A 22418-nucleotide genomic window follows, 5' to 3' on the forward strand; every position below is an offset into this window, starting at 1 on the left:
AATCAAAGGAGTTAGAATTAGATGAGCGCAGTGGATTTACAGAATGATATAAATGGGTCGGAAATAGCCATTATCGGAATGGCCGGTCGTTTCCCTGGCGCAAAAAATATCGAGGTTTTCTGGCAGAATCTGCGAGAAGGTATAGAGTCAGTTGAATTTTATTCAGATGAAGAACTACTCTCTTCAGGTGTAGATTCAACTTCGCTGAACAACCCTAATTACGTCAAAGCTAATGCCGTCCTGTCAGACGTTGAAGGATTTGATGCTGAGTTTTTCGGCTTCAGTCCGAAAGAAGCTGAAATTTTAGATCCCCAGCATCGATTATTTATCGAATCTGCTTGGGAAGCACTCGAAAATGCAGGTTACAATTCGGAAACTTATCAAGGTTCGATCGGTGTTTACGCAGGTTCAGAAACTAATACTTATCTGCTCAACAATATCTATCCTAATTTTGGTCTGTCAGATTTACAAACGCTGCTAGGAAATGATAAAGATTATCTATCTTCTAGAGTTTCTTATAAGTTGAATCTCAAAGGACCGAGTGTCAGCGTTCAAACCGCTTGTTCTACTTCATTGGTGGCTATTCATATCGCTTGCCAAAGTTTATTGAATGGTGAATGCGATATATCTTTGGCGGGTGGCGTTACAGTTCGCGTTCCACAAAAGACGGGATATTTATATCAAGAAGAAGGAATTGCTTCTCCCGATGGACACTGCCGAAGTTTTGATGCTAAAGCGCGGGGAAGTATTTTCGGTAGCGGTGTAGGAGTTGTGGTTCTCAAGCGGTTGGATGATGCGATCGCAGATGGAGATTCCATTCATGCAATTATCAAAGGTTCGGCAATTAATAATGACGGCGCGTTGAAAGCTGGCTATACTGCTCCGAGTCCAGATGGTCAATCAGCAGTAATTTCCGAAGCTCAAGCGATCGCGGGAATTGAACCTGAAACAATAAATTATATTGAAGCTCACGGCAGTGGAACACCTTTAGGAGATCCGATCGAAATTGCCGCGCTAACACAAGTTTTTGAAAGTCGGACTACACAAAAAAGTTTCTGTGCAGTTGGTTCCGTTAAAACTAATTTCGGACATCTCGGTGCTGCTGCTGGCGTAGCAGGTTTAATTAAAACAGTTTTAGCTATCAAACATCAGTTAATTCCACCGAGTTTGCATTTTGAAAAACCCAATTCTAAGATTGATTTTGCTAACAGTCCGTTTTACGTCAACACCAAACTTTCACAGTGGAAAACGCACCTAAACCCTCGCCGCGCTGGGGTTAGTTCTTTAGGAATTGGAGGTACGAATGCTCACGTAATTCTCGAAGAAGCGCCACCTGCTAAAACTTCTGAAACATCTCGTACTTGGCAATTATTGATGTTATCTGCTAAAACTAACTCGGCTTTGGAAACGGCGACGGTAAATTTAGCGGAACACTTAAAACAACATCCCGATCTCAACTTAGCTGATGTCGCTTACACTCTACAAGTTGGTCGTCGAGCTTTTGAGCATCGGCGAACGGTGGTTTGCAAAGATATTCAAGATGCGATCGCAGCACTTCAAAATCCCAAACTAGTTCTCAATAATATTCAGGATGGAATGGAACGTCCAGTCGCTTTTATGTTTACAGGACTGGGAACTCAATATGTCAATATGGGTTGGGAATTATACCAAGTTGAACCGACATTTCAAGAGACAGTCGATCGCTGTTGCCAATTTCTCAAACCTCTGCTGGGGTTAGATTTGCGAGATGTAATGTATCGCGATCGCAACGCTCCAAAAACTACCTCTCCATCAGGTTTCGATCTGCGAAAAATGCTCGGTCGTGGCGAACAACAGGCGGATGAAACTACTCAAAAACTCAATCAAACTCATCTCACTCAACCTGCTATTTTTGTAATCGAATATGCTTTAGCTCAGTTGTGGATTTCCTGGGGAATTCATCCTGTAGCAACTATCGGTTACAGCATCGGTGAATATGTCGCCGCAACGATAGCAGAAGTTTTATCTCTGGAAGATGCTCTTACTCTCGTCGCCAAAAGAGCGCAGATGATTCAAGAGTTACCAAATGGAGGGATGTTGGCGGTTCCTTTAGGTGAGGAAAAAGTGCGCCCTTTGCTGAATAAAAATCTCTCTTTATCTGCAATTAATGGTGCTGCTTTTTGCGTAGTAGCGGGAACTACAAACGCTATAGACGAATTGGCTACTCAACTAACTGAAAAAGGTTTAGCTTGTCGGCGCTTGCAAAGTTCCCATGCTTTCCATTCTCAGATGATGGAAGCGATCGCTGAATCTTTTACCGAATTAGTGAAAACTGTCAATCTTCAAGCACCAAAAATTCCTTATATATCAAACGTTACGGGAACTTGGATTACTGCCGAACAAGCTACCGATCCTAATTATTGGACTCAGCATTTGTGTCAACCCGTGTTATTTGCTGATGGGATGCAAGAGTTGTGGAAAAAACACAAACCGATTCTATTAGAAGTAGGGCCAGGACAGACATTGTGCAGCTTAGGCTTACAGTGTTTAGAAAATGTTGCGATCGCAGATAAAGTCGCGTTACCCTCGCTGCGAGATGCCTATAATCAACAACCAGATTTAGCATTTTTACTCAACACTTTGGGTCAGCTTTGGCTTTCGGGAGTACAGATAAATTGGTCGGGATTTTATACCCACGATCGCCATTATCGGATTCCATTACCGACTTATCCATTCGAGCGTCAGCGCTACTGGATTGAACCACCAAAAACTCCCAACAATATTAATCTTAACCAAGGAATTCTAGAACAAAAACTTGATATTACCGAGTGGTTTTACATTCCTTCTTGGAAACAAGTTGCACCGCCTGGATCTTTTGAACCAAGAAAATCAATAACTCAAAAGCAATCTTGGCTAGTATTTATTGATGGTTGTGGGATAGGTTCACAAATTGTAGAACGACTAGAAAAGGAGAATCAAGATGTAATAGTCGTGAGGGTGGGAGAGAAATTTAGCCAGCTTAGAGAGTGGGAATACACGATCCATCCTCAAAATAAAGATGACTATAATGCTCTAATAAAAGTCCTTAGTGATTTGAATAAAATCCCCCAAATCATCGCTCATTTGTGGAACATAACATCGAACGATCGCATACACTCAGCACTTGAAGATTTAGAAGAAACTCAAGTTTTTAGCTTCTACAGTCTGATTTTTTTAGCCCAAGCACTAGGAGAAAAAAATCTTAGTGACTCTATCGAAATTGCTGTCGTATCTAATAATCTACAGGAGTTAACTGACGAAGGTGAATTGTACCCAGAAAAGGCAACTCTTTTAGGCCCATGTAAAGTTATTCCCCAAGAATATTCAAATATCACCTGTCGTAGCATTGATATTACTCTGCCCGAATCAGGTACTAAACAATGGGAACAACTGATAGATCAACTCCTGGCAGAATTAGCTGTAGAGTTATCTTACCCGGTGATTGCGTATCGCGGAAATCGTCGATGGGCGCAGTGTTTTGAGCCACTCCCAGTGAAAGATAAAACCTTACGCACACCCAAGTTACGCCAAGGAGGAGTTTATATTATTACAGGTGGATTGGGTGGAATTGGACTAGCGATCGCCGAACATTTGGCAAAAATAGCTCAAGCCAAGCTGGTGTTAATTGGACGTTCAGGATTACCTCCGAAATCTGAGTGGGAGCAATATTTATTAAGCCACGATCGGCAAAATTTACTGAGTACAAAAATCGAGAAAGTTCAGCTTTTAGAGGAATTGGGTGCAGAAGTTCTTGTTATCAAAGCAGATGTTGCTAACCTTGAACAAATGCAAGCGATGGTCAAGCAGGTATGCGTTCGCTTTGGGGATATTCATGGAGTGATTCACGCAGCCGGAGTTCCAGGTGCAGGTCTTGTTCAACTGAAAACAACCGAATTGGCGAACAGTGTTCTTGAGCCTAAGATGAAGGGAACGCTGGTATTAGATGCTGTATTAAAAGATCTAAAGCTAGATTTTTTTGTGTTCTTTTCTTCATTCACTTCAATTTATGGTGGATTTGGTCAGGTAGATTACTGCGCCGCTAATGCTTTTCTTGATGCCTTTGCCCATTACAAATTTGCTCGCCATCAAGTGCTAACTGTTTCAATTAATTGGGATTGGTGGCAATGGGATAGTTGGCAAGATGCACTGCTGTCATTTGAGCCACAGATGCAAGCTAGCTTTAAGCAAATGCGAGAGAAATATGGCATAACATTTCAAGAGGGTATAGAGGCATTAGGTCATATTCTATCTTGTCAACTTCCTCAAGTAGTCGTATCAACGCGAAATCTCCAGGCTGTAATTGAGCAGCACGAGGATTTTGAATTGACAACTTTACTGGAAAAATCACAGAAGGATCGCCCCCAATCAATTCATTCACGACCTAATTTAAAAACTGCCTATATTGCACCTAGCAATGATACTGAATACAGAATTGCTGGCATTTATCAAGAGTTGCTGGGAATTGATAGCGTCGGCATAAATGACAGCTTTTTCGACTTAGGCGGTAACTCTTTGATCGGGATTCAGTTAATTTCTCGGCTTCGCCAAGACTTCCAGATAGAACTATCTATTCCTTCGCTTTTTCAGTCACCATCTGTAGCTGAATTAGCTTTTGTTATTGAGGAAATCATCATCAACGAATTAGAAAAATTAACTGAAGATGAAGTTCGCGAACTTGTACCAGTTAATTCCATGAAATGATCAATGATCAATGACCAATGACCAAAGGATTAAGTATGAACATTCAAACAGTCGGTGTAATCGGAGCAGGTGTTATGGGAGTTGGGGTAGCGCAAAATCTAGCGCAAACCGGACATCATGCGGTGCTTTTAGATATTTCAGATGATATTCTGGAACGAGCGAAACAGGAAATCAAAAATAATATCCGTTTTCAAAGTTTTTTCAACAAAAATGAGAAAGCCGATCGTCCAAATGACATTTTGGATAAAATTACTTTTTCCAGTAACTATCAGTTCCTAGAAAAAGCGGAATTCGTAGTTGAAAATGTTACTGAAAAATGGGATATTAAAAAGGAGGTATACAGTAAAATAGACGCGATTTGCCCAGAAGAAACTATTTTTGCCGCCAACACATCGGCCATTTCCATTACTCGGATCGCTTCCGCTACCAAGAGGGCAGATCGAGTTATTGGCATTCATTTTATGAACCCCGTACCGATGAAGCCGATGGTGGAAATGATTCGCGGCTATCATACTTCTGAGCCGACGATCGAAACCGCCACAAAATTATTAGCGAAGATGGGAAAAGAATCTATCTTAGTTAATGATTCGCCTGGTTTCGTTTCCAATCGGGTGCTAATGTTAACCGTTAACGAAGCAATTTTTCTTTTGCAAGAGGGAGTAGCTTCAGCCGAACAGGTTGATAAAATTTTTAAATCCTGTTTCGGTCACAAAATGGGGCCATTAGAAACAGCAGATTTAATCGGATTAGATACAATTCTCTTCTCGATAGAAGTTTTGTACGAAAGCTTCAATGACAGTAAATATCGCCCCTGCCCTTTACTCAAAAAAATGGTAGATGCTGGATTGCACGGGCGAAAAAGCGGAAAAGGTTTCTATACCTACAATCATTAGTCATTAGAAATTACATAACATGAAAGCAGCTAAAGACAAAATCAAAAAATTCCTTTCTCAGTTTTTCGGCAACCATGACTTGCAGGATGATGAAGACATATTTGCTTTGGGATTCGTCAATTCCATGTTTGCCATGCAATTGGTGTTGTTTATAGAAAAAGAGTTTGAAGTTACGATCGAAAACGAAGACCTGGAATTTGCTAATTTCAGGAGTATCAACTCTATGACGGCGTTACTAGAACGGAAAACTACCGTACTGGCGAGAGAGTAAAAAATGTGATTTTAATGTTGACATTTGGAGGAATTAAGCGATACAATGAAACTAGAATTAAGCTCTCAGCAAAAAGACAATCGCTCCACTTTTAGAGCTTTCGTAGATGAAGAAATCGTTCCTCATGCCGATCGCATCGATCGCGAAGAAAGAACTACACCTGAAATCATCCAGAAACTAGCTCAAAAAGGATATTTAGGAGCCATATTACCCGAAGAATGGGGCGGCATGGGCATGGATGCGATCGCCTACGGTCTCCTAAACGAGGAAATCGGACGGGGATGTTCTTCGCTCAGGTGCTTGCTAACAGTTCATTCTATGGTCGCTCATGCCATTCTCAAATGGGGAAGTAAATTTCAAAAAGAGTATTGGCTGACTAAATTAGCATCCGGCGATGCGATCGCAGCCTTCGCATTGAGCGAACCTAACATAGGTAGCGATGCCAAAGCCGTAGAGACGACAGCAAAACTTTCTGGCGACTCTTATATCTTAAACGGGCAAAAAAAATGGATTACTTACGGACAAATTGCTGATGTTTTCTTAGTTTTTGCCAAGTGGGAAGGTAAACCCTCTGCTTTTTTAGTCGAAAAAAACAGTCCGGGACTCTCCATTAAACCAATTTTTGGAATGTTAGGTGTCAAAGGTTCGATGTTAGCAGAACTGCACCTAAATAATTGTCGAATTCCCCAAGAAAATCTCGTATGCAGGCAAGGTTTTGGTTTCTCCCACGTAGCATCTTCTGCACTTGATTTGGGACGATACAGTGTCGCGTGCGGTTGTGTAGGAATCGCTCAAGCTTGCTTAGAAGCCTGCATTGAATATACAAGTAAACGCAAGCAATTTGATGTTTATCTCAAAGAACATCAACTAATTCGACAAATGATTACTGAGGCGATCGCGAATATCAAAGCCGCCCGATTACTATGCTATCAAGCAGGTTATCTCAAAGATATTGGCGACCCCAACTCAATTATGGAAACCTCGATCGCCAAATATTTTGCTTCTACGATCGCAACTAAAGTAGCCAATGATGCCGTCCAAATTCACGGGGCAAATGGTTGCAGTAGTCAATACCCAGTTCAACGGTATTTACGGGATACAAAAATTATGGAAATCATCGAAGGTAGTACCCAAATTCAACAAATAACCATCGCTGAGTATGGTTATCAAGAATATATGTTCTCACAAAATCGGAATTCAAAATCTCAAGAATTAGTAGGAAGGAAGTGAAAAAATGATTAGTTTAAATTGTGCGCCAACAGACAATAAACAAGAAAAAACACAATCAATAAAATGTGTCGTTTGGGATTTGGATAACACCATCTGGAACGGCATATTGTTAGAAGGCGATCGAGTTTGCTTGCGACCCCATATACTCGATATCATCAAAACTTTGGATAGTCGAGGAATCTTACAATCCATCGCTAGCAAGAATGAATATAGTAGTGCGATCGCGAAACTTGAAGAACTACGATTGCACGAGTATTTTATCTATCCTCAGATCCATTGGAATTCTAAGGTTTCTTCAATTAAAGAAATTGCTAAATTAATTAATATCGGGACGGATGCGATCGCTTTCGTTGACGACCAAATTTTTGAACTCGAAGAAGTAAATTTTTCACTCCCTGAAGTCCTTTGTATTAATGTCGATCGCCTAGAATATCTACTAGAAATGCCAGAAATGAATCCTCGTTTTATCACAGAGGATTCCCAAAAAAGAAGGCAGATGTATATCAGCGATATCCAGCGAAATCAAGCTGAATCAGAATTCATCGGTTCGCAAGAAGAATTCTTAGCTACCCTAAATATGCACTTGACAATTTCTGCCGCTAAAGAAGAAGATTTACAGCGAGCCGAAGAACTAACAGTACGCACCAATCAACTAAACACAACAGGTTACACATATTCCTATGACGAACTGAATATGTTTAGTCGATCGGACAACCACAAATTGCTGATCGCCAGTTTAAATGATAAGTATGGAAATTATGGAAAAATCGGCTTAGCTTTGCTCGAATATTCCGACAGCTTCTGGACTATCAAACTCTTCCTCATGTCTTGTCGCGTTATGTCAAGAGGTGTCGGCACAGTTATGCTAAATTATCTGCTAGAACTCGCTAAAGACAATAACGTTCGATTGCGTGCAGAATTCCTTTCAAACAATCGAAATCGGATGATGTACATCGCTTATAAATTTTCTGGATTCAAAGAAATCGAGAACAACGGCGATCTGGTAATTCTCGAAAACGATCTAAAAACAATTCAACCTTACCCCAAATATATGAACATCGAAATCATCAATTAGAAAAATCAACATTCATCTGCGATCAAAAAAACTTACTAGGAGATTATAAAAAAATGGACATAAACAAACAACAAATACTAGCAAGACGCTATCAACTTTCCCCCAGCAAACAAGCACTTCTCGCCAAACGCTTGCGGGGAGAAATTCAGTCTGATTCCCCCATAAACTTTATTCCCAAACGCGACCTTACTGACTCTGCGCCGCTATCCTTTGCTCAACAAAGACTGTGGTTACTCCAACAAATCGATCGCACCAATTCTTCCTACAACGAACACGGAGCAATACAACTCAAAGGTGCGCTCAATATACCAGCACTAGAACGCAGCCTCAATGAAATTATAAAACGCCACGAATCCCTGCGAACTACTTTCAAAATGAGGGAAGAACAACCAGTTCAAATTATTTGTTCATCTCTAACTATAGAGTTACCAATAGTCGATTTATCTGACTTACCAAAATCAGAACAAAATAAACAAATTCAGCAACTTGCGATCGAACAAAGCCAATCTCCTTTTGACTTAGCGCAAGGGCCATTATTGCGCTGGATGCTGTTACAAATTGACCAACAAGATTACGTGCTGCTAGTCACCATGCACCACATTATTTATGATGGCTGGTGTTATGGCATACTGATGCACGAATTAGCAGCACTTTACCAAGCATTTTCTAATAATCAATCATCCCCTCTTAGCGAACTACCCATCCAGTATGCCGACTTTGCTTTATGGCAGCAACAATCCCTAAAAGGAGAGGTGCTGACAACACAAATTGCTTATTGGAAGCAGAAGTTGGGTAACACTCCTCCCGTGCTACAATTACCCACAGATTATCCTCGACCAGCCGTACAAACCTTCCGAGGTGCGAGGAAAACATTCTCTCTAACGGCGGAATTAACTAAAGCACTCAAGGCGCTAAGTCAGAACGAAGATGCGACTTTTTTCATGACCTTGTTAGCCGCTTTCAAAATCTTGCTCTATCGCTACACGGGAATTGAAGATATCGCGATCGGTTCCCCTATTGCTAACCGTAACCACACCGAGATAGAACAATTAATTGGCTGTTTTGTCAATACTTTAGTGCTGCGAACTGACTTATCTGGTAATCCTACTTTTCGGGAATTATTAATTCGAGTCCGTCAAGTGTGCGTGGGAGCATACGCTCATTGCGATGTACCATTTGAAAAGTTGGTAGAGACATTGCAACCGCAACGATCTTTGAGTTACACGCCTTTATTTCAGGTGATGTTTACACTTCAAAATACTCCGACATCAGTGTTAGAGCTATCGGGTTTGACGGTGAGTAGTCTGGAAAGTAACAACGGTACTGCGAAATTCGATTTGAGTTTGTATATCGAAGAAAGAGGAGAGGAATCAATCGTAACTATAGAATACAATACCGACTTATTCGAGATAGCTACAATTGCCAGAATGAGCCAGAATTTCCAGCAGCTACTTACAGGAATTGTTGCCAATCCCGATCGGCGAGTGCATGAATTACCACTATTAACATCATCTGAAAAACAGCAGTTGTTAGATTGGAATTGTACTCAGACAGATTATCCCAAAGATGCTTGTATTCACGAGCTATTTGAAATACAAGTAGAAAAAACACCAGATGCAGTTGCGATCGTATTTGAAGATCGACAGCTAACTTATCAAGAATTAAATCAACAAGCCGATCGATTGGCGGATTATCTGAGAGAATTAGGAGTGCGATCGGAAGTTTTGGTAGGAATTTGTGTAGAGCGATCGATTGAAATGGTAGTCGGACTTTTAGGCATTCTCAAGGCTGGTGGAGCTTACGTACCATTAGATCCAGCCTATCCCCAAGAGCGTCTGGCGTTCATATTATCCGATGCTCAAGTTTCAGTATTATTAACACGCAAAAATTTAATTAAAGAACTACCAGCTTTAAGTACCAAAATAACTCCATTAGTTGTTTATTTCGATGGTGAATGGGACACGATTTCTAATCTTAAATTTAAAATCCCCAATCCAAAATTGTCTGACAACCTCGCCTATGTCCTCTATACTTCAGGTTCTACAGGGACTCCCAAAGGCGTACTCGGTCGCCATCGCAGCGCCGTTAATCGCTTGAATTGGAATCCTTATCCTTTTGAACAAGGAGAGATTTGCTGTCAGAAAACATCATTAAATTTTATAGATTCAGTTTGGGAAATTTTTGCCCCATTGCTGCACGGACTGCGAACTATAATCATTGCTGATGAAATAGTAAAAGACCCTTATCGGTTGGTTCAAACTTTATCTCAACAACAGGTTCCACGCCTGGTTTTAGTCCCATCATTGTTGCGCGTCTTATTAGAAACTTTTCCCGATTTACAAAAGCGACTTCCCCAACTCAAGTATTGGGTTAGTAGTGGAGAAACTTTATCTGTGGAACTATGTCAACGTTTCCAAGAAAGGATGCCTCAAAGTATTTTAATTAACCTTTATGGTTCCTCCGAAGTATCCGCAGATGTGACGTGGTACGACACGAGTAAAAACCAATCTCTTTCTTCAATTCCGATCGGTCGTCCTATTTCTAATATGCAAGTATACGTGCTGGACGCACACTTACAACCCGTTCCGATCGGCGTTCCCGGCGAACTTTGTATTGGCGGCGATGGTTTAGCGCGAGGTTATCTCAATCGCCCAGAATTAACAGCGGAAAAGTTTATTCCCAATCCGTTTAGCAGTGAAAATGGCGCTTATCTTTATCGAAGTGGAGACATCGGTCGTTATCTATTTAATGGGGAGATTGAGTATTTAGGACGTAGCGATCGCCAAATCAAACTTCGCGGTTTTCGCATTGAATTAGGGGAGGTTGAAAATGTACTTACCCAACATCCATTAGTAAAACAAGCTGTGGTTATTCTCAGAGAAGATGAAGTAGATAACAAGCGCTTAGTTGCTTATATTGTCTCAGATAATATTAACCTAGAACTACGCAGTTTTCTAGCAGAAAAATTACCAGATTACATGGTTCCATCTGTTGTCATACAGTTGGAGGCATTACCTTTAACACCTAACGGAAAAGTAGACTATCGCGCCCTACCAATACCGGAAAATCGCCGTGATTTGAAACAGGATTACGTAATGCCTCAAACTGAAGTAGAACGACTGATTGCTGAGGTTTGGCAAGAAATATTGCAGTTGGAAAAAGTGGGGATTAATGATAATTTTTTTGAAATTGGCGGGCATTCGTTACTTTTGGTCAAAGTTCAAGCAAAATTGCATAAGGTTTTAGATCGAAATATTTCTGCGATCGACTTATTTAAGTATCCCAGTATAAAGATGTTGGCGGAATATTTGAGCCAAAAACAGGATGGGGAGCAACCAATGTTTGAAGAAGTTAATAGCTATGTCAGGAAGCAAGAACAAGCGGCAGCCAGACAAAAAGAACTGTTTAAACAAGCTAGGAATCGGTAAGAAAATTAAGATATTTTTTAGGAGAGGTTGCAATGGATAACTGGGAAGGAGAGGGTATGTTGGAACCAATTGCTATTATTGGCATGGCGGGTCGTTTTCCTGGCGCTAAAAATGTCGATGAATTTTGGCTAAACTTGTGTGATGGAGTCGAGTCTATTTCATCGTTTAGTGATGAAGAATTGAGGACTGTGGCCGTAGAAGAGAGTTGGCTGAATGACTCTAATTATGTGAAAGCTGGGTTCGTATTGGATGATATCGAGATGTTTGATGCTGCGTTTTTTGGTATGCTGGCAAAAGAAGCTGAAATTACAGATCCGCAACATCGTCTTTTTTTAGAGTGTGCTTGGGAAGCTTTAGAAAATGCGGGGTATGACCCGGAACGATACGCAGGTTTGGCTGGTGTTTATGCGGGTGCTAACCTGAGTACGTATCTGCTAAATAATATTATTTCAAATCGGGATTTATTCGGCTCGTTGGGTTATCTACCATTGGGAATTGGTAATAATCAAGACTTTTTAGCTACTCGAATTTCTTATAAACTAAACTTGAAAGGGCCGAGTATTAATGTTAATACCGCTTGTTCTACATCATTAGTTGCAGTTCATTCGGCCTGTCGGGGATTGTTGAGTTACGAATGCGATATGGCTCTAGCTGGTGGAGTTTCAATTCAAGTTCCTCAAAAACAAGGTTATTTTTATCAAAAAAGTGGGATCTTTTCTACCGACGCTCATACTCGCGCTTTTGATGCTAAAGCCGGAGGAACTACTTTTGGTAATGGAGTAGGTATTGTTGTACTTAAGAGATTAGAAGATGCTTTGGCAGATGGCGATCGCATTTATGCGGTGATTAAAGGTTCAGCTATTAATAATGATGGTTCCGCAAAAGTTAGTTATACAGCGCCCAGTGTTTCGGGCCAAGCTAAGGTAATTGCTCAGGCGCAAGCGATCGCGCGTTTCGCTCCTGAAACTATCACTTATATAGAAACTCACGGAACTGGTACTTCTTTGGGAGATCCGATCGAAATTAGAGCGCTGCAAGAAGTGTTTGAATCGCAAACTAAGCAGAAGGGTTTCTGTGCGATCGGATCTGTAAAAACTAATGTCAGTCATTTGAATACAGCCGCCGGAATAACGGGATTAATCAAAACAGTTTTGGCGCTCAAACATCAGAAAATACCAGCTAGTTTGCACTTTGAAAAACCAAATCCCGAAATTGATTTTGCCAACAGTCCGTTTTATGTCAATACCACCCTCCGTGAATGGAAAACAGACGGAATGCCTCGTCGTGCGGGAGTCAGTTCTTTCGGCATTGGCGGTACTAATGCTCATGTCGTTTTAGAAGAATTTCCAAATCTTAAGGTAGCAGAGAACAAAGGGAGAAAGTATCAATTGTTGATTCTTTCTGCTAAAACAAGTTCGGCTTTGGAAACAGCAACGGCAAATTTAGCGGCACATTTAAAACAGCATCCAGACCTCAATTTAGCTGATGTAGCTTATACGCTGCAAGTGGGTCGTAAAGTATTCGATTATCGCCGAATGTTGGTATGTCAAAATATTGACGACGCTGTACAAATGCTGACTCTAGAAAGTGAGGGGAAAGAAAATACAAAAATATTAATTCCCGATATTTCCCACTCCCATCACGAGGATTCTGGTAATCGTCCTGTCGTGTTTATGTTTTCCGGTCAAGGGGTGCAGTATGCGAACATGGCGCGAGAACTTTACCAGACTGAATCTACTTTTACTTGTGCTATTGATGATTGTTGCAAACTCCTAATACCGCACTTGGGAATAGACTTGCGTACCGTTTTGTATCCAAGTGAAGTAGGGGAAGAAGAAGCCGCACAACAACTAAAACAAACTTATATTACTCAGCCAGTATTATTTATAATTGAGTACGCTTTAGCTCAGTTGTGGATGTCCTGGGGCGTGCTTCCTGAAGCTGCGATCGGTCATAGTATTGGCGAGTACGTTGCAGCAACTCTTGCTGGTGTATTTTCCCTGGAAGATGCCTTGATATTAGTTGCTACTCGCGGGAGATTGATGCAGCAACTACCTGCTGGTGCAATGCTGGCTGTACCTCTATCGGAACAGGAAATAGAACTAAGTGAAGAACTTTCTCTGGCTGTAATTAATGCACCATCTTTGTGTGTAGTTTCTGGTTCTATAAAAGCTGTTGACGAGCTGCAAAATCGTTTGATGGAGCTCGGTTTAGATTGTCGTCGTTTGCATACTTCTCATGCTTTTCATTCTGATATGATGGAACCAATTATTGGGCCTTTCATCACCGAAGTTAGAAAAGTCAAACTAAAGGCTCCTCAAATTCCTTTCATATCCAATGTAACTGGCACTTGGATTACTGAAATGGAAGCAACAGATCCGAATTATTGGGGGAAACATCTACGCCAAACTGTGCGTTTTGGTGACGGGATTGCTGAGTTGCTAAAAGAACCAAAGCGTATCCTGCTGGAAGTTGGCCCTGGACGCACTTTGAGTACATTTGCTAGAGATTGTTTGGAGGAAAATACTCAAACAATTGTACTTTCTTCGTTGCGTCATCCGAAAGATAGCCAGTCAGATATAGCATTCTTGCTGAACGCATTGGGAAGACTTTGGCTAGCTGGCGTGTCAGTTAATTGGCCGGAATTTTATCGCCACGAGCGACGCGATCGCATTCCTTTACCTACTTATCCCTTTGAGCGAAAAAGATATTGGATTGAACCTTCTAATCCAGCCGTTCATGACAATAAGTTCACAGAAGTAGATCGTACAATCGAGGAGGAAAATGTAGGCGATCGCGAGATTGAAGAGATTATGGCTCAACAAATTGAGATAATTTTTCAACAACTGGATCTACTAAAAATGTATGGCTAGCTTTCATGCTTCATGGTTCATCTAACTAATGACTAATAATTAAGGAAATTCCCATGTCTGACTCCCAACTCAACCAAAAACTGAATTCATCAATACATCCCTCGCAGACTGACAAAACCCTGTCAGTCTTAAAAGAAATTGTCGGTAAAGCAATGGGAGTAAGCTCTTCTGAAATAGACGATCGGACTAATTTTCTAGAACTCGGTTTTGAGTCCGTGCAATTACTCCAAATAAATGGCGCAATCAAAAAAGCATTTGGTCTCAATATTTCTTTAAAATTATTAATTGAAAATAGCTCTACTATTAACGAATTAGCCGTCTACATATCTCAGCAAATGCCGTCGATAGAGCCAACATTAACGCCCGATCGACCCGAAACAAATAACTCAAAACCAAAGAAAGAAGAATCGCTATTGCCAGAAAAGTATCTCGATCGACAAACTGATAATACAGCTATTAAACGTTTGATGGCGCAGCAACTTGAGGTGATGTCCAAACAACTGGAATTTCTGCGCGAAAACATTTCACCAAAGCAGAAACAACCTACACGCATACCTACCGAAACTATCGAACCGGAACGGCCGAAACAAATTCCAATCCAAAATTCAAAATCCAAAATTCAAAATTTTCCCAGTTCCGCCAATTTAACTCCACGCCAAAAAGAACATTTAGACGCATTAATCGCACGGGTGATCGAACGCACTCAAGCATCGAAAAACTTGACGCAAAACGATCGCGTTCATCATGCTAATTCCCGATCGGTATTAGGATTTCGTCCTTCAATCAAAGAAATGGTATATCCCATCTATCCCCAAAGAAGTTCGGGTGCGAGAATTTGGGATATTGATGGGAATGAATATATAGATATGTCAATGGGATTTGGCGCACTTTTATTCGGTCATTCTCCATCTTTTATTATTAATGCAATTCAAGATTATGTTCACCAAGGAATACAACATGGCCCACAATCAGCTTTGGCCGGTAAAGCTGCTCAGTTAGTTTGCGAATTAACAGGTCAAGAAAGGGCTTGTTTTTGTAATGACGGCAGCGAAGCGGTAATGGGAGCAATTCGCATCGCTCGCGCCATTACAGGGCGCGAAAAGATTGCTTTTTTTGCAGGTTCCTATCACGGAACTTTGGATGAAGTTTTGGTTGCCGGAGTACCTAGTGAAGATGGAAAGTTGCGTTCGATTGCGATCGCTCCTGGTATTCCGCAACATAAAGTTGAACAAGTAATAGTTCTAGATTACGGAAATCCCAAATCACTAGATATTATCAGATCTCACGCTAGTGAACTAGCTGCTATTTTGGTGGAGCCAATTCAAAGCGCTAAACCGGATTTACAACCTAAAGAATTCTTACATGAATTGAGACAATTAACTCAAGAAATGGGAATTGTTTTAATTTTCGATGAAGTGATTACCGGATTTCGGATGCACCCAGGCGGGATGCAAGCGTTGTGGAATATTCGAGCTGATATCACAACTTATGGTAAAGCAATTGGTGGTGGAATGCCGATCGGAGTAATAGCTGGTAAGGCTACTTTTATGGACGCATTAGATGGTGGATTTTGGAGTTATGGAGATGCGTCTTATCCTGAAGTGGAAGTTACTCACTTTGCAGGTACTTTTTTTAAGCATCCTCTCGTGATGGCTGCTACTTTGGCGGCACTCACTCACCTTAAGAATAGCGGCGCAAAACTGCAAGAAGAGTTAACTACCAAAACTATAAAACTCGTCAATACGCTCAATACTTACTTCGAGCAAAAACAGTTACCAATTCAGGTAGTTCATTTTGGTTCTCTCTTCCGTTTTGCTTATTCTCCTACCCTAAATTGGATGGATTTATTCTTTTATCATTTGCTAGAAAAGGGAATCTTTGCTTTAGAAAACCGGAGACTTTTCTTATCTACCGCTCATACTGATGAAGATATCGAGCGGATGATTCAAGCAGTTAAGGAAAGTATAAGCGAAATGCAAGAAGGTGGATTTTTACCACCGGAGGTTTTATGTAGGGGCAGTGCCCCCGTGCCTGCCCCAAACCCAAAAGGGGCAACCACAGGGGGATTGCCCCTACAAGAGAATGAAACTGCTCTGCCCAGGGAAGGGGGACTCCAAACTCTGCCCCTAACAGAAGCACAAAAAGAACTTTGGGTAATGGCACAAATGGGAGAAAATGTCTCCCGTGCTTACAACCAATCAACGACAATTCATCTGCGCGGTTCGTTCAATTTGGTAGCAGCACGTAAGGCAATTCAAGAAGTAGTAGATCGCCACGAAGCATTGGGAGCAACCTTTAGCCCGTCAGGAGATTATCAACAAATTAATTCGACTCTGACTATCAACATTCCGGTAGTAGATTTCTCGACTTTAGATGACAGCGATCGCGCCACACATTTAGAGGAATTTTTAGCTACAGAAGCACGACAAACTTTCAATCTTGAAACTGGCCCTTTAGTCCGCACCCAAATCGTCAAATTAGAAGAAAAACATCATCTTTTAGTGCTGACAGTTCATCACATTATTGCTGATGGTTGGTCATTGGGAGTTTTGCAACAAGAACTAGCCGCAATTTACACAGCCGAATGGCAAGCGATCGCACATCAACTCCCACAACCAATGCAGTTAAGCGAATACGTTCAATGGGAAGCAAGCCAGCAGGAAAGTGCAAAAATGGCAAAAGCTGAGGCTTATTGGTTGCAGCAATTTTCCAGTTCCGTTCCGGTGTTAGAATTACCAACCGATCGTCCGCGACCATCAGTTAATCGCTATGTCGGTACTAGACAAAGTTTCATACTGGATACATCTTTTTATGACGCTTTGAAAAACGCAAGTATCAAGTTTAAAAGCACCTTATTTACAACAGCTTTGGCTGGATTTTTGGCATTACTGCACCGATTGACGGGTCAGGAAGATATCGTGATTGGTATCCCTTCAGCCGGACAATTATCTGTCGAAGGTGAATCTCTTGTCGGTCACTATGTGAACTTATTGCCAATCCGCAGTCAAGTTGGGACAAACCCAACATTTACACAATATTTAAGTTCAATAAAACAGGTGTTATCCGATGCTTATGACCATCAAATTTATCCGTTTATTAGGTTGGTTAAGAAATTAAATCTGCCAAGAGATACCAGTCGTCCACCTTTAGTGACAATACTATTTAATTGGGATCGACCTATGGCTACCTTAGAGTCTTTTAGCCAAAAAGTAGAGTTTGTCAGAAATACGACCAATTCTTCCATCTCGGATATTTTTCTGGATATCCACCAACAAAATGACGAACTTGTAGTCGATTGTGAATACAACACCGACTTATTTGACTCGCAAACTATTGAACGGTGGATGAAACATTGGCAAACTTTGCTAGAAAGCATTTTTGCTAATCCAGAACAGCGAGTTTGGGATTTACCTTTACTGAAATCACCCGAAATAAAACAGTTGTTGTTGGAATGGAATGATACTCAAACTGACTATCCTCAACACTGCATTCACGAACTTTTTGAAGCACAAGTGGAATGCACGCCTGATGCTGTGGCGGTGATGTTTGAAAACCAAAGTTTGACTTATCGAGAACTGAATGCTAAGGCTAATCAACTAGCACATTACCTACAAAAATTGGGGGTTAATTCGGAAGTAATAGTCGGGATCTGTTTAGAGAGATCCCTCGATCCGATCGTCGCAATTTTGGGTGTTCTCAAAGCAGGTGGCGCATACCTACCCCTCGATCCGAATTATCCCCAAGAACGACTAGATTTCATGTTGTCAGATGCTCAATTGTCGGTACTGATTACTCATTCGTCATTAGTTAAAAACTTTCCCAAAATGACGGTACTTTGCTTGGATACTGACTGGGAAATTATCCAGCAAGAAAGCCAAGAAAATCCTGTCAATTCTTCTACAATTGATAATGTGGCTTATGTAATTTATACCTCTGGTTCAACTGGTAAGCCTAAAGGAGTTTTAGGTTTGCATAGAGGCGCTATCAATCGTTTTTATTGGATGTGGCAAACTTATCCTTTTAAAGAAGAAGAAGTTTGTTGTCAGAAAACATCGTTAAACTTTGTAGATTCTGTTTGGGAGATTTTTGGGCCATTACTGCAAGGAATACGGACGATTATTATCAGCGATCGCATTCTCAAAGACCCTCATCAGTTCGTAGAAACTCTCGCCAACAATCAAGTAACCCGACTTGTCTTAGTTCCTTCTTTACTGAGGTTACTTTTAGATACGTTTGCTGACTTGCAAAAACGGCTACCAAAATTAAATTTTTGGGTAACGAGTGGAGAAACACTTTCGGTAGAATTATTACAAAAGTTTCAGCAGATTTTACCTAAAAGTACGCTGTTAAATCTTTACGGTTCTTCCGAAGTTTCGGCTGATGTCACTTGCTATAATATCGATCCGCAAAATAAAGTTAATTCGCAAGTTTTAATAGGTCGTGCGATCGCTAATACCCAAATCTATGTCCTAGACAAAAATTTACAACCTGTTCCCATTGGTATACCTGGTGAACTATATGTCGGTGGCGCAGGATTGGCGCGAGGTTATCTCAATCGTCCCGAATTAACATTGGAGAGATTCATTCCTAATCCATTAGCAAGCGTTCATACTGAACTATCTACAAAACTGTACAAAACTGGCGATTTGGTTCGCTATTTACCAGATGGCAATTTGGAATTTCTCGGACGCATCGATAACCAAGTCAAAATTCGTGGTTTTAGGATCGAATTAGGAGAAATTGAAGCGGTACTAGCTCAACATCCATCTGTGCGACAGGTAATAGTTTTGGCTAGGGAAAATGAAATAAATAATCAGCAATTGGTGGCTTATCTCATATCCGATCCAGAACAGGCGATCGCAGTCAGCGAACTTCATCGCCTGCTGCAAGAAAAGCTGCCTAACTATATGATACCATCTGCTTTCATTGTGTTAGAAACTTTACCATTACTACCCAATGGTAAAGTAGACTGTCGAGCGCTACCAGCACTAGAACAAGCGCGTCCAAAATTGGAAGCAGCTTATCAAGCACCGCGAACGGAAATAGAACAAACGATTGCTGCTATTTGGCAAGAATTCCTTCATTTAGAAGAAGTAGGTATTCAGGATAACTTCTTCGATTTGGGGGGTGATTCATTGCTCTTAGTTCGCGTTCATAGCCAGATGCAAAAAATATTTCAGCGAGAGTTTTCTTTAGTTGGAATGTTTCAATATCCAACTATTGGCTACTTAGCTGAATATTTAATTAAGGAGGAAAACAAACAGCGATCCTATGCAAATAATTCTCAATCATCTATAACTCCGACAGATTCCATCAACCGCCGCCGACAAGTCCGACAAGAACATCGAGCAGCAAGACAAAGAAGAGAGTAGTCTTAGAAGCTTTCCAATATCTTCAACCCAAATAAGTAGGAAAAACTGATGTTAAACAAACAAGAAATGCTGACAATCAAAACCTCCTTTGAACCCGAAAACACGAGCACATATAGTATCAAACAAAAAACAATTGAACTCTTCGATCCATCTACTATAACTGGCTCTTTAGAAGAAACGATCGAGATGCAAATTAAAGCTGTAACTCGCGAATTCTTAGCTAACAATAAAACCAACACTGATATTGATTTTCAAACGTTAACCCAAAACTTTTGCGATCCTGAAATTCCCATAGAACCAGCTAGTTTTGAAAGCTACCTCGAATATTTATCCAGCAACGTAATTAGCCATTCAATCCACACATCATCGCCGCGATTTATCGGTCACATGACTGCCGCACTTCCCTATTTCGTGCAGCCTCTAGCTAAACTGATGACGGCGATGAATCAAAACGCAGTTAAAATAGAAACTGCTAAAGCTTTTAGTCCTTATGAACGTCAAGCTTTAGCGATGATTCATCAACTGATTTACAACTTTAGCGATCGCTTTTACGCCCAGCATATTCAAAATAGTGAGAGTACATTAGGAATTTTGCTGTCTGGAGGTACTACAGCGAATATCACGGCACTTTGGTGTGCCAGAAATAATTTTTTAGGGCCAAAAGATGACTTTCTTGGTATAGAAAAGGAAGGTTTAACAGCCGCCTTAGATTATTATGGCTACAAAGGTGCGGTAGTAATCGGTTCGGACTTAATGCACTATTCGTTTGAAAAAGCGGCCGATTTGTTGGGTATTGGTACGCGAGGTTTGATTAAAATTAAGAGCGATCGCAACAATCGGATTGACATTCCAGCGCTTCGTCAAGCCGTCGCAGATTGCCGCCACCAAAACAAGCATATTATCGCGATCGTAGGTATTGCTGGCACTACAGACTCAGGTGGAGTCGATTCTCTTTCCGATATGGCGGAGATTGCGCGAGAAGCAAACGTTCACTTCCATGTCGATGCCGCTTGGGGTGGGCCAGTGATTTTTTCGCAACAGCATCGGCATAAACTTTTTGGGATCGAACGTGCTGATTCGGTGACGATTGATGGACATAAACAAATGTATTTGCCAATGGGTATTGGCATGGTGTTTTTGCGCGATCCGATAATGGCACAAGCAATCGAAAAAAATGCCAGTTATACCATGCGTAAAGGTTCTTTTGATTTAGGTAAACGCGCTTTGGAAGGTTCTCGACCGGCAATGGCATTATTCCTTCATGCTGGACTAAACTTAATTGGGGTAAAGGGATATGAATTTTTGATTGATGAAGGAATTCGCAAGACCCAATATATGGCCGATCGCATTCGCAGTCTAGCAGAATTTCAGTTATTAGCAAAACCGGAGATTAACCTTTTAATTTACCGTTATATACCGGAGTCATTGCGAGAGAGTGCGGCTAAAAATAAGTTAACTGAAAGCGAAAATCAGCTAATCAATAGATTTAACGAACGACTTCAAAAAGCTCAGCGCCAAGCAGGTCGTAGTTTTATTTCGCGGACAACTAAAACCACGATCTGTTCTGGAAAAGAAATTCCAATTATCGCATTGCGAGCAGTAATTGCCAATCCACTCACCACTGAAAATGACATTGATGCAGTTTTAAACGACCAGATCGAGATTGCTTTAGAGATTTCGATGCCTAATTTTCTAGAAACTACAGAAAATGTAGCTTAGTAAATGTTTGAAAATTCCCGATACAACAACACTCAACTTATGTACTCAGCAAATTCATCTTTGGCAGAAAATTCTCGCTCTCTTTATAATAATTGGGCTTTTGCTTACCCAGTAAGCAAAGAGGGAATAGAACTTTGGCTAGATTTTATGCAGGAACATATCTTCAAACATCTTCCAAAGGAAGCGTACCTTTTAGACATTGGCTGTGGAAAAGGAGAAATAGTAAAAAGTCTGATTGAAAAAGGTTATCAAGTAACCGGATTGGATATCTCCGAAGAAATGTTAAATTATGCTCGCGAGAATGTACCTAATGGTCAATTTATCCGAGATGACATCCGCTTTTGTAAATTGCCATCTAACTTTGATGCAATTGTTTCATCAAATAATGTCTTCAGCTATATATTGACTCTTGAAGATTTGACAAAAGCTTTCCAAAACGTTTATTCAGCACTTGGAAAAAATGGCTGGTTTGGGTTTGATTTGAGTGAGGGAGAACGAGCTTCAGACCCTAGTAATTCAGTTGAAGATGAATTTATTGGTGAAATAGCAGATGATTATGTTTGGCTTCAGCATTCCAGTCATTCTCCCGATGGTAAATCATGCCAAGTCAAGCACGTAACCTTCCGATTACTGAATGGAAACTGGGAACGTTCAGATGTGAATTTTGCACAACGAGGTTATTCTCGTTCGGAAGTTGAATCTGCCCTAGAAAAGGTAGGATTTGAGAAAGTTACAATCTACGATCTAGCCAAAGACTTTCCAATCAATATCCTTAAAGACTCAAGGATAATATACGTTTTTCGTAAACCTTAGCTTCAGAGCGTGTTTGCCAAGTTTA

Annotated in this window: 10 protein-coding genes; all 10 read left to right on the forward strand. The window is 40.8% G+C overall.

Translation table 11 applies throughout. The features are described 5' to 3' along the window. Positions 1-21: 21 nt before the first annotated feature. Genes OSCIL6407_RS0104205 through OSCIL6407_RS30250 form a run of 10 tightly spaced genes read left to right on the forward strand, consistent with a single transcriptional unit; the run spans position 22 to position 22393 of the window. Positions 22-4719 (forward strand): type I polyketide synthase, encoded by a 4698-nt coding sequence (locus OSCIL6407_RS0104205; protein WP_007358392.1) that lies wholly within the window; start codon positions 22-24, stop codon positions 4717-4719. Positions 4720-4754: 35 nt separating this feature from the next. Continuing rightward, complete coding sequence (locus OSCIL6407_RS0104210) at positions 4755-5612, forward strand: 3-hydroxyacyl-CoA dehydrogenase family protein (RefSeq protein WP_007358391.1); 858 nt, start codon at positions 4755-4757, stop codon at positions 5610-5612. 19 nt (positions 5613-5631) lie between these two features. Further along, positions 5632-5883 carry an acyl carrier protein gene (locus OSCIL6407_RS0104215; RefSeq protein WP_007358390.1) on the forward strand — a complete coding sequence of 84 codons (252 nt, stop codon included), beginning with the start codon at positions 5632-5634 and terminating at the stop codon, positions 5881-5883. 45 nt (positions 5884-5928) lie between these two features. Next, positions 5929-7113 (forward strand): acyl-CoA dehydrogenase family protein, encoded by a 1185-nt coding sequence (locus OSCIL6407_RS0104220; RefSeq protein WP_007358389.1) that lies wholly within the window; start codon positions 5929-5931, stop codon positions 7111-7113. A 4-nt stretch (positions 7114-7117) separates the two neighbouring features. Beyond that, positions 7118-8188 carry an HAD-IIIC family phosphatase gene (locus OSCIL6407_RS0104225; RefSeq protein WP_007358388.1) on the forward strand — a complete coding sequence of 357 codons (1071 nt, stop codon included), beginning with the start codon at positions 7118-7120 and terminating at the stop codon, positions 8186-8188. Between the two features lie 53 nt (positions 8189-8241). Then, positions 8242-11616, forward strand: a complete 3375-nt coding sequence (locus tag OSCIL6407_RS0104230) for a non-ribosomal peptide synthetase (RefSeq protein WP_007358387.1) — start codon at positions 8242-8244, stop codon at positions 11614-11616. 32 nt (positions 11617-11648) lie between these two features. After that, complete coding sequence (locus OSCIL6407_RS30245) at positions 11649-14489, forward strand: type I polyketide synthase (RefSeq protein WP_007358386.1); 2841 nt, start codon at positions 11649-11651, stop codon at positions 14487-14489. A gap of 53 nt (positions 14490-14542) precedes the next feature. Beyond that, positions 14543-19861, forward strand: a complete 5319-nt coding sequence (locus tag OSCIL6407_RS0104240) for a non-ribosomal peptide synthetase (protein WP_007358385.1) — start codon at positions 14543-14545, stop codon at positions 19859-19861. A gap of 48 nt (positions 19862-19909) precedes the next feature. Then, on the forward strand, positions 19910-21580 hold the full coding sequence (panP, locus tag OSCIL6407_RS0104245; protein WP_007358384.1) for a pyridoxal-dependent aspartate 1-decarboxylase PanP: 1671 nt from the start codon (positions 19910-19912) through the stop codon (positions 21578-21580). Between the two features lie 39 nt (positions 21581-21619). Beyond that, positions 21620-22393 carry a class I SAM-dependent DNA methyltransferase gene (locus OSCIL6407_RS30250; protein ID WP_007358383.1) on the forward strand — a complete coding sequence of 258 codons (774 nt, stop codon included), beginning with the start codon at positions 21620-21622 and terminating at the stop codon, positions 22391-22393. The last annotated feature ends 25 nt before the right edge of the window (positions 22394-22418 follow it).

This window comes from Kamptonema formosum PCC 6407 (assembly GCF_000332155.1).
In the GTDB taxonomy this organism is placed as follows: domain Bacteria; phylum Cyanobacteriota; class Cyanobacteriia; order Cyanobacteriales; family Microcoleaceae; genus Kamptonema; species Kamptonema formosum.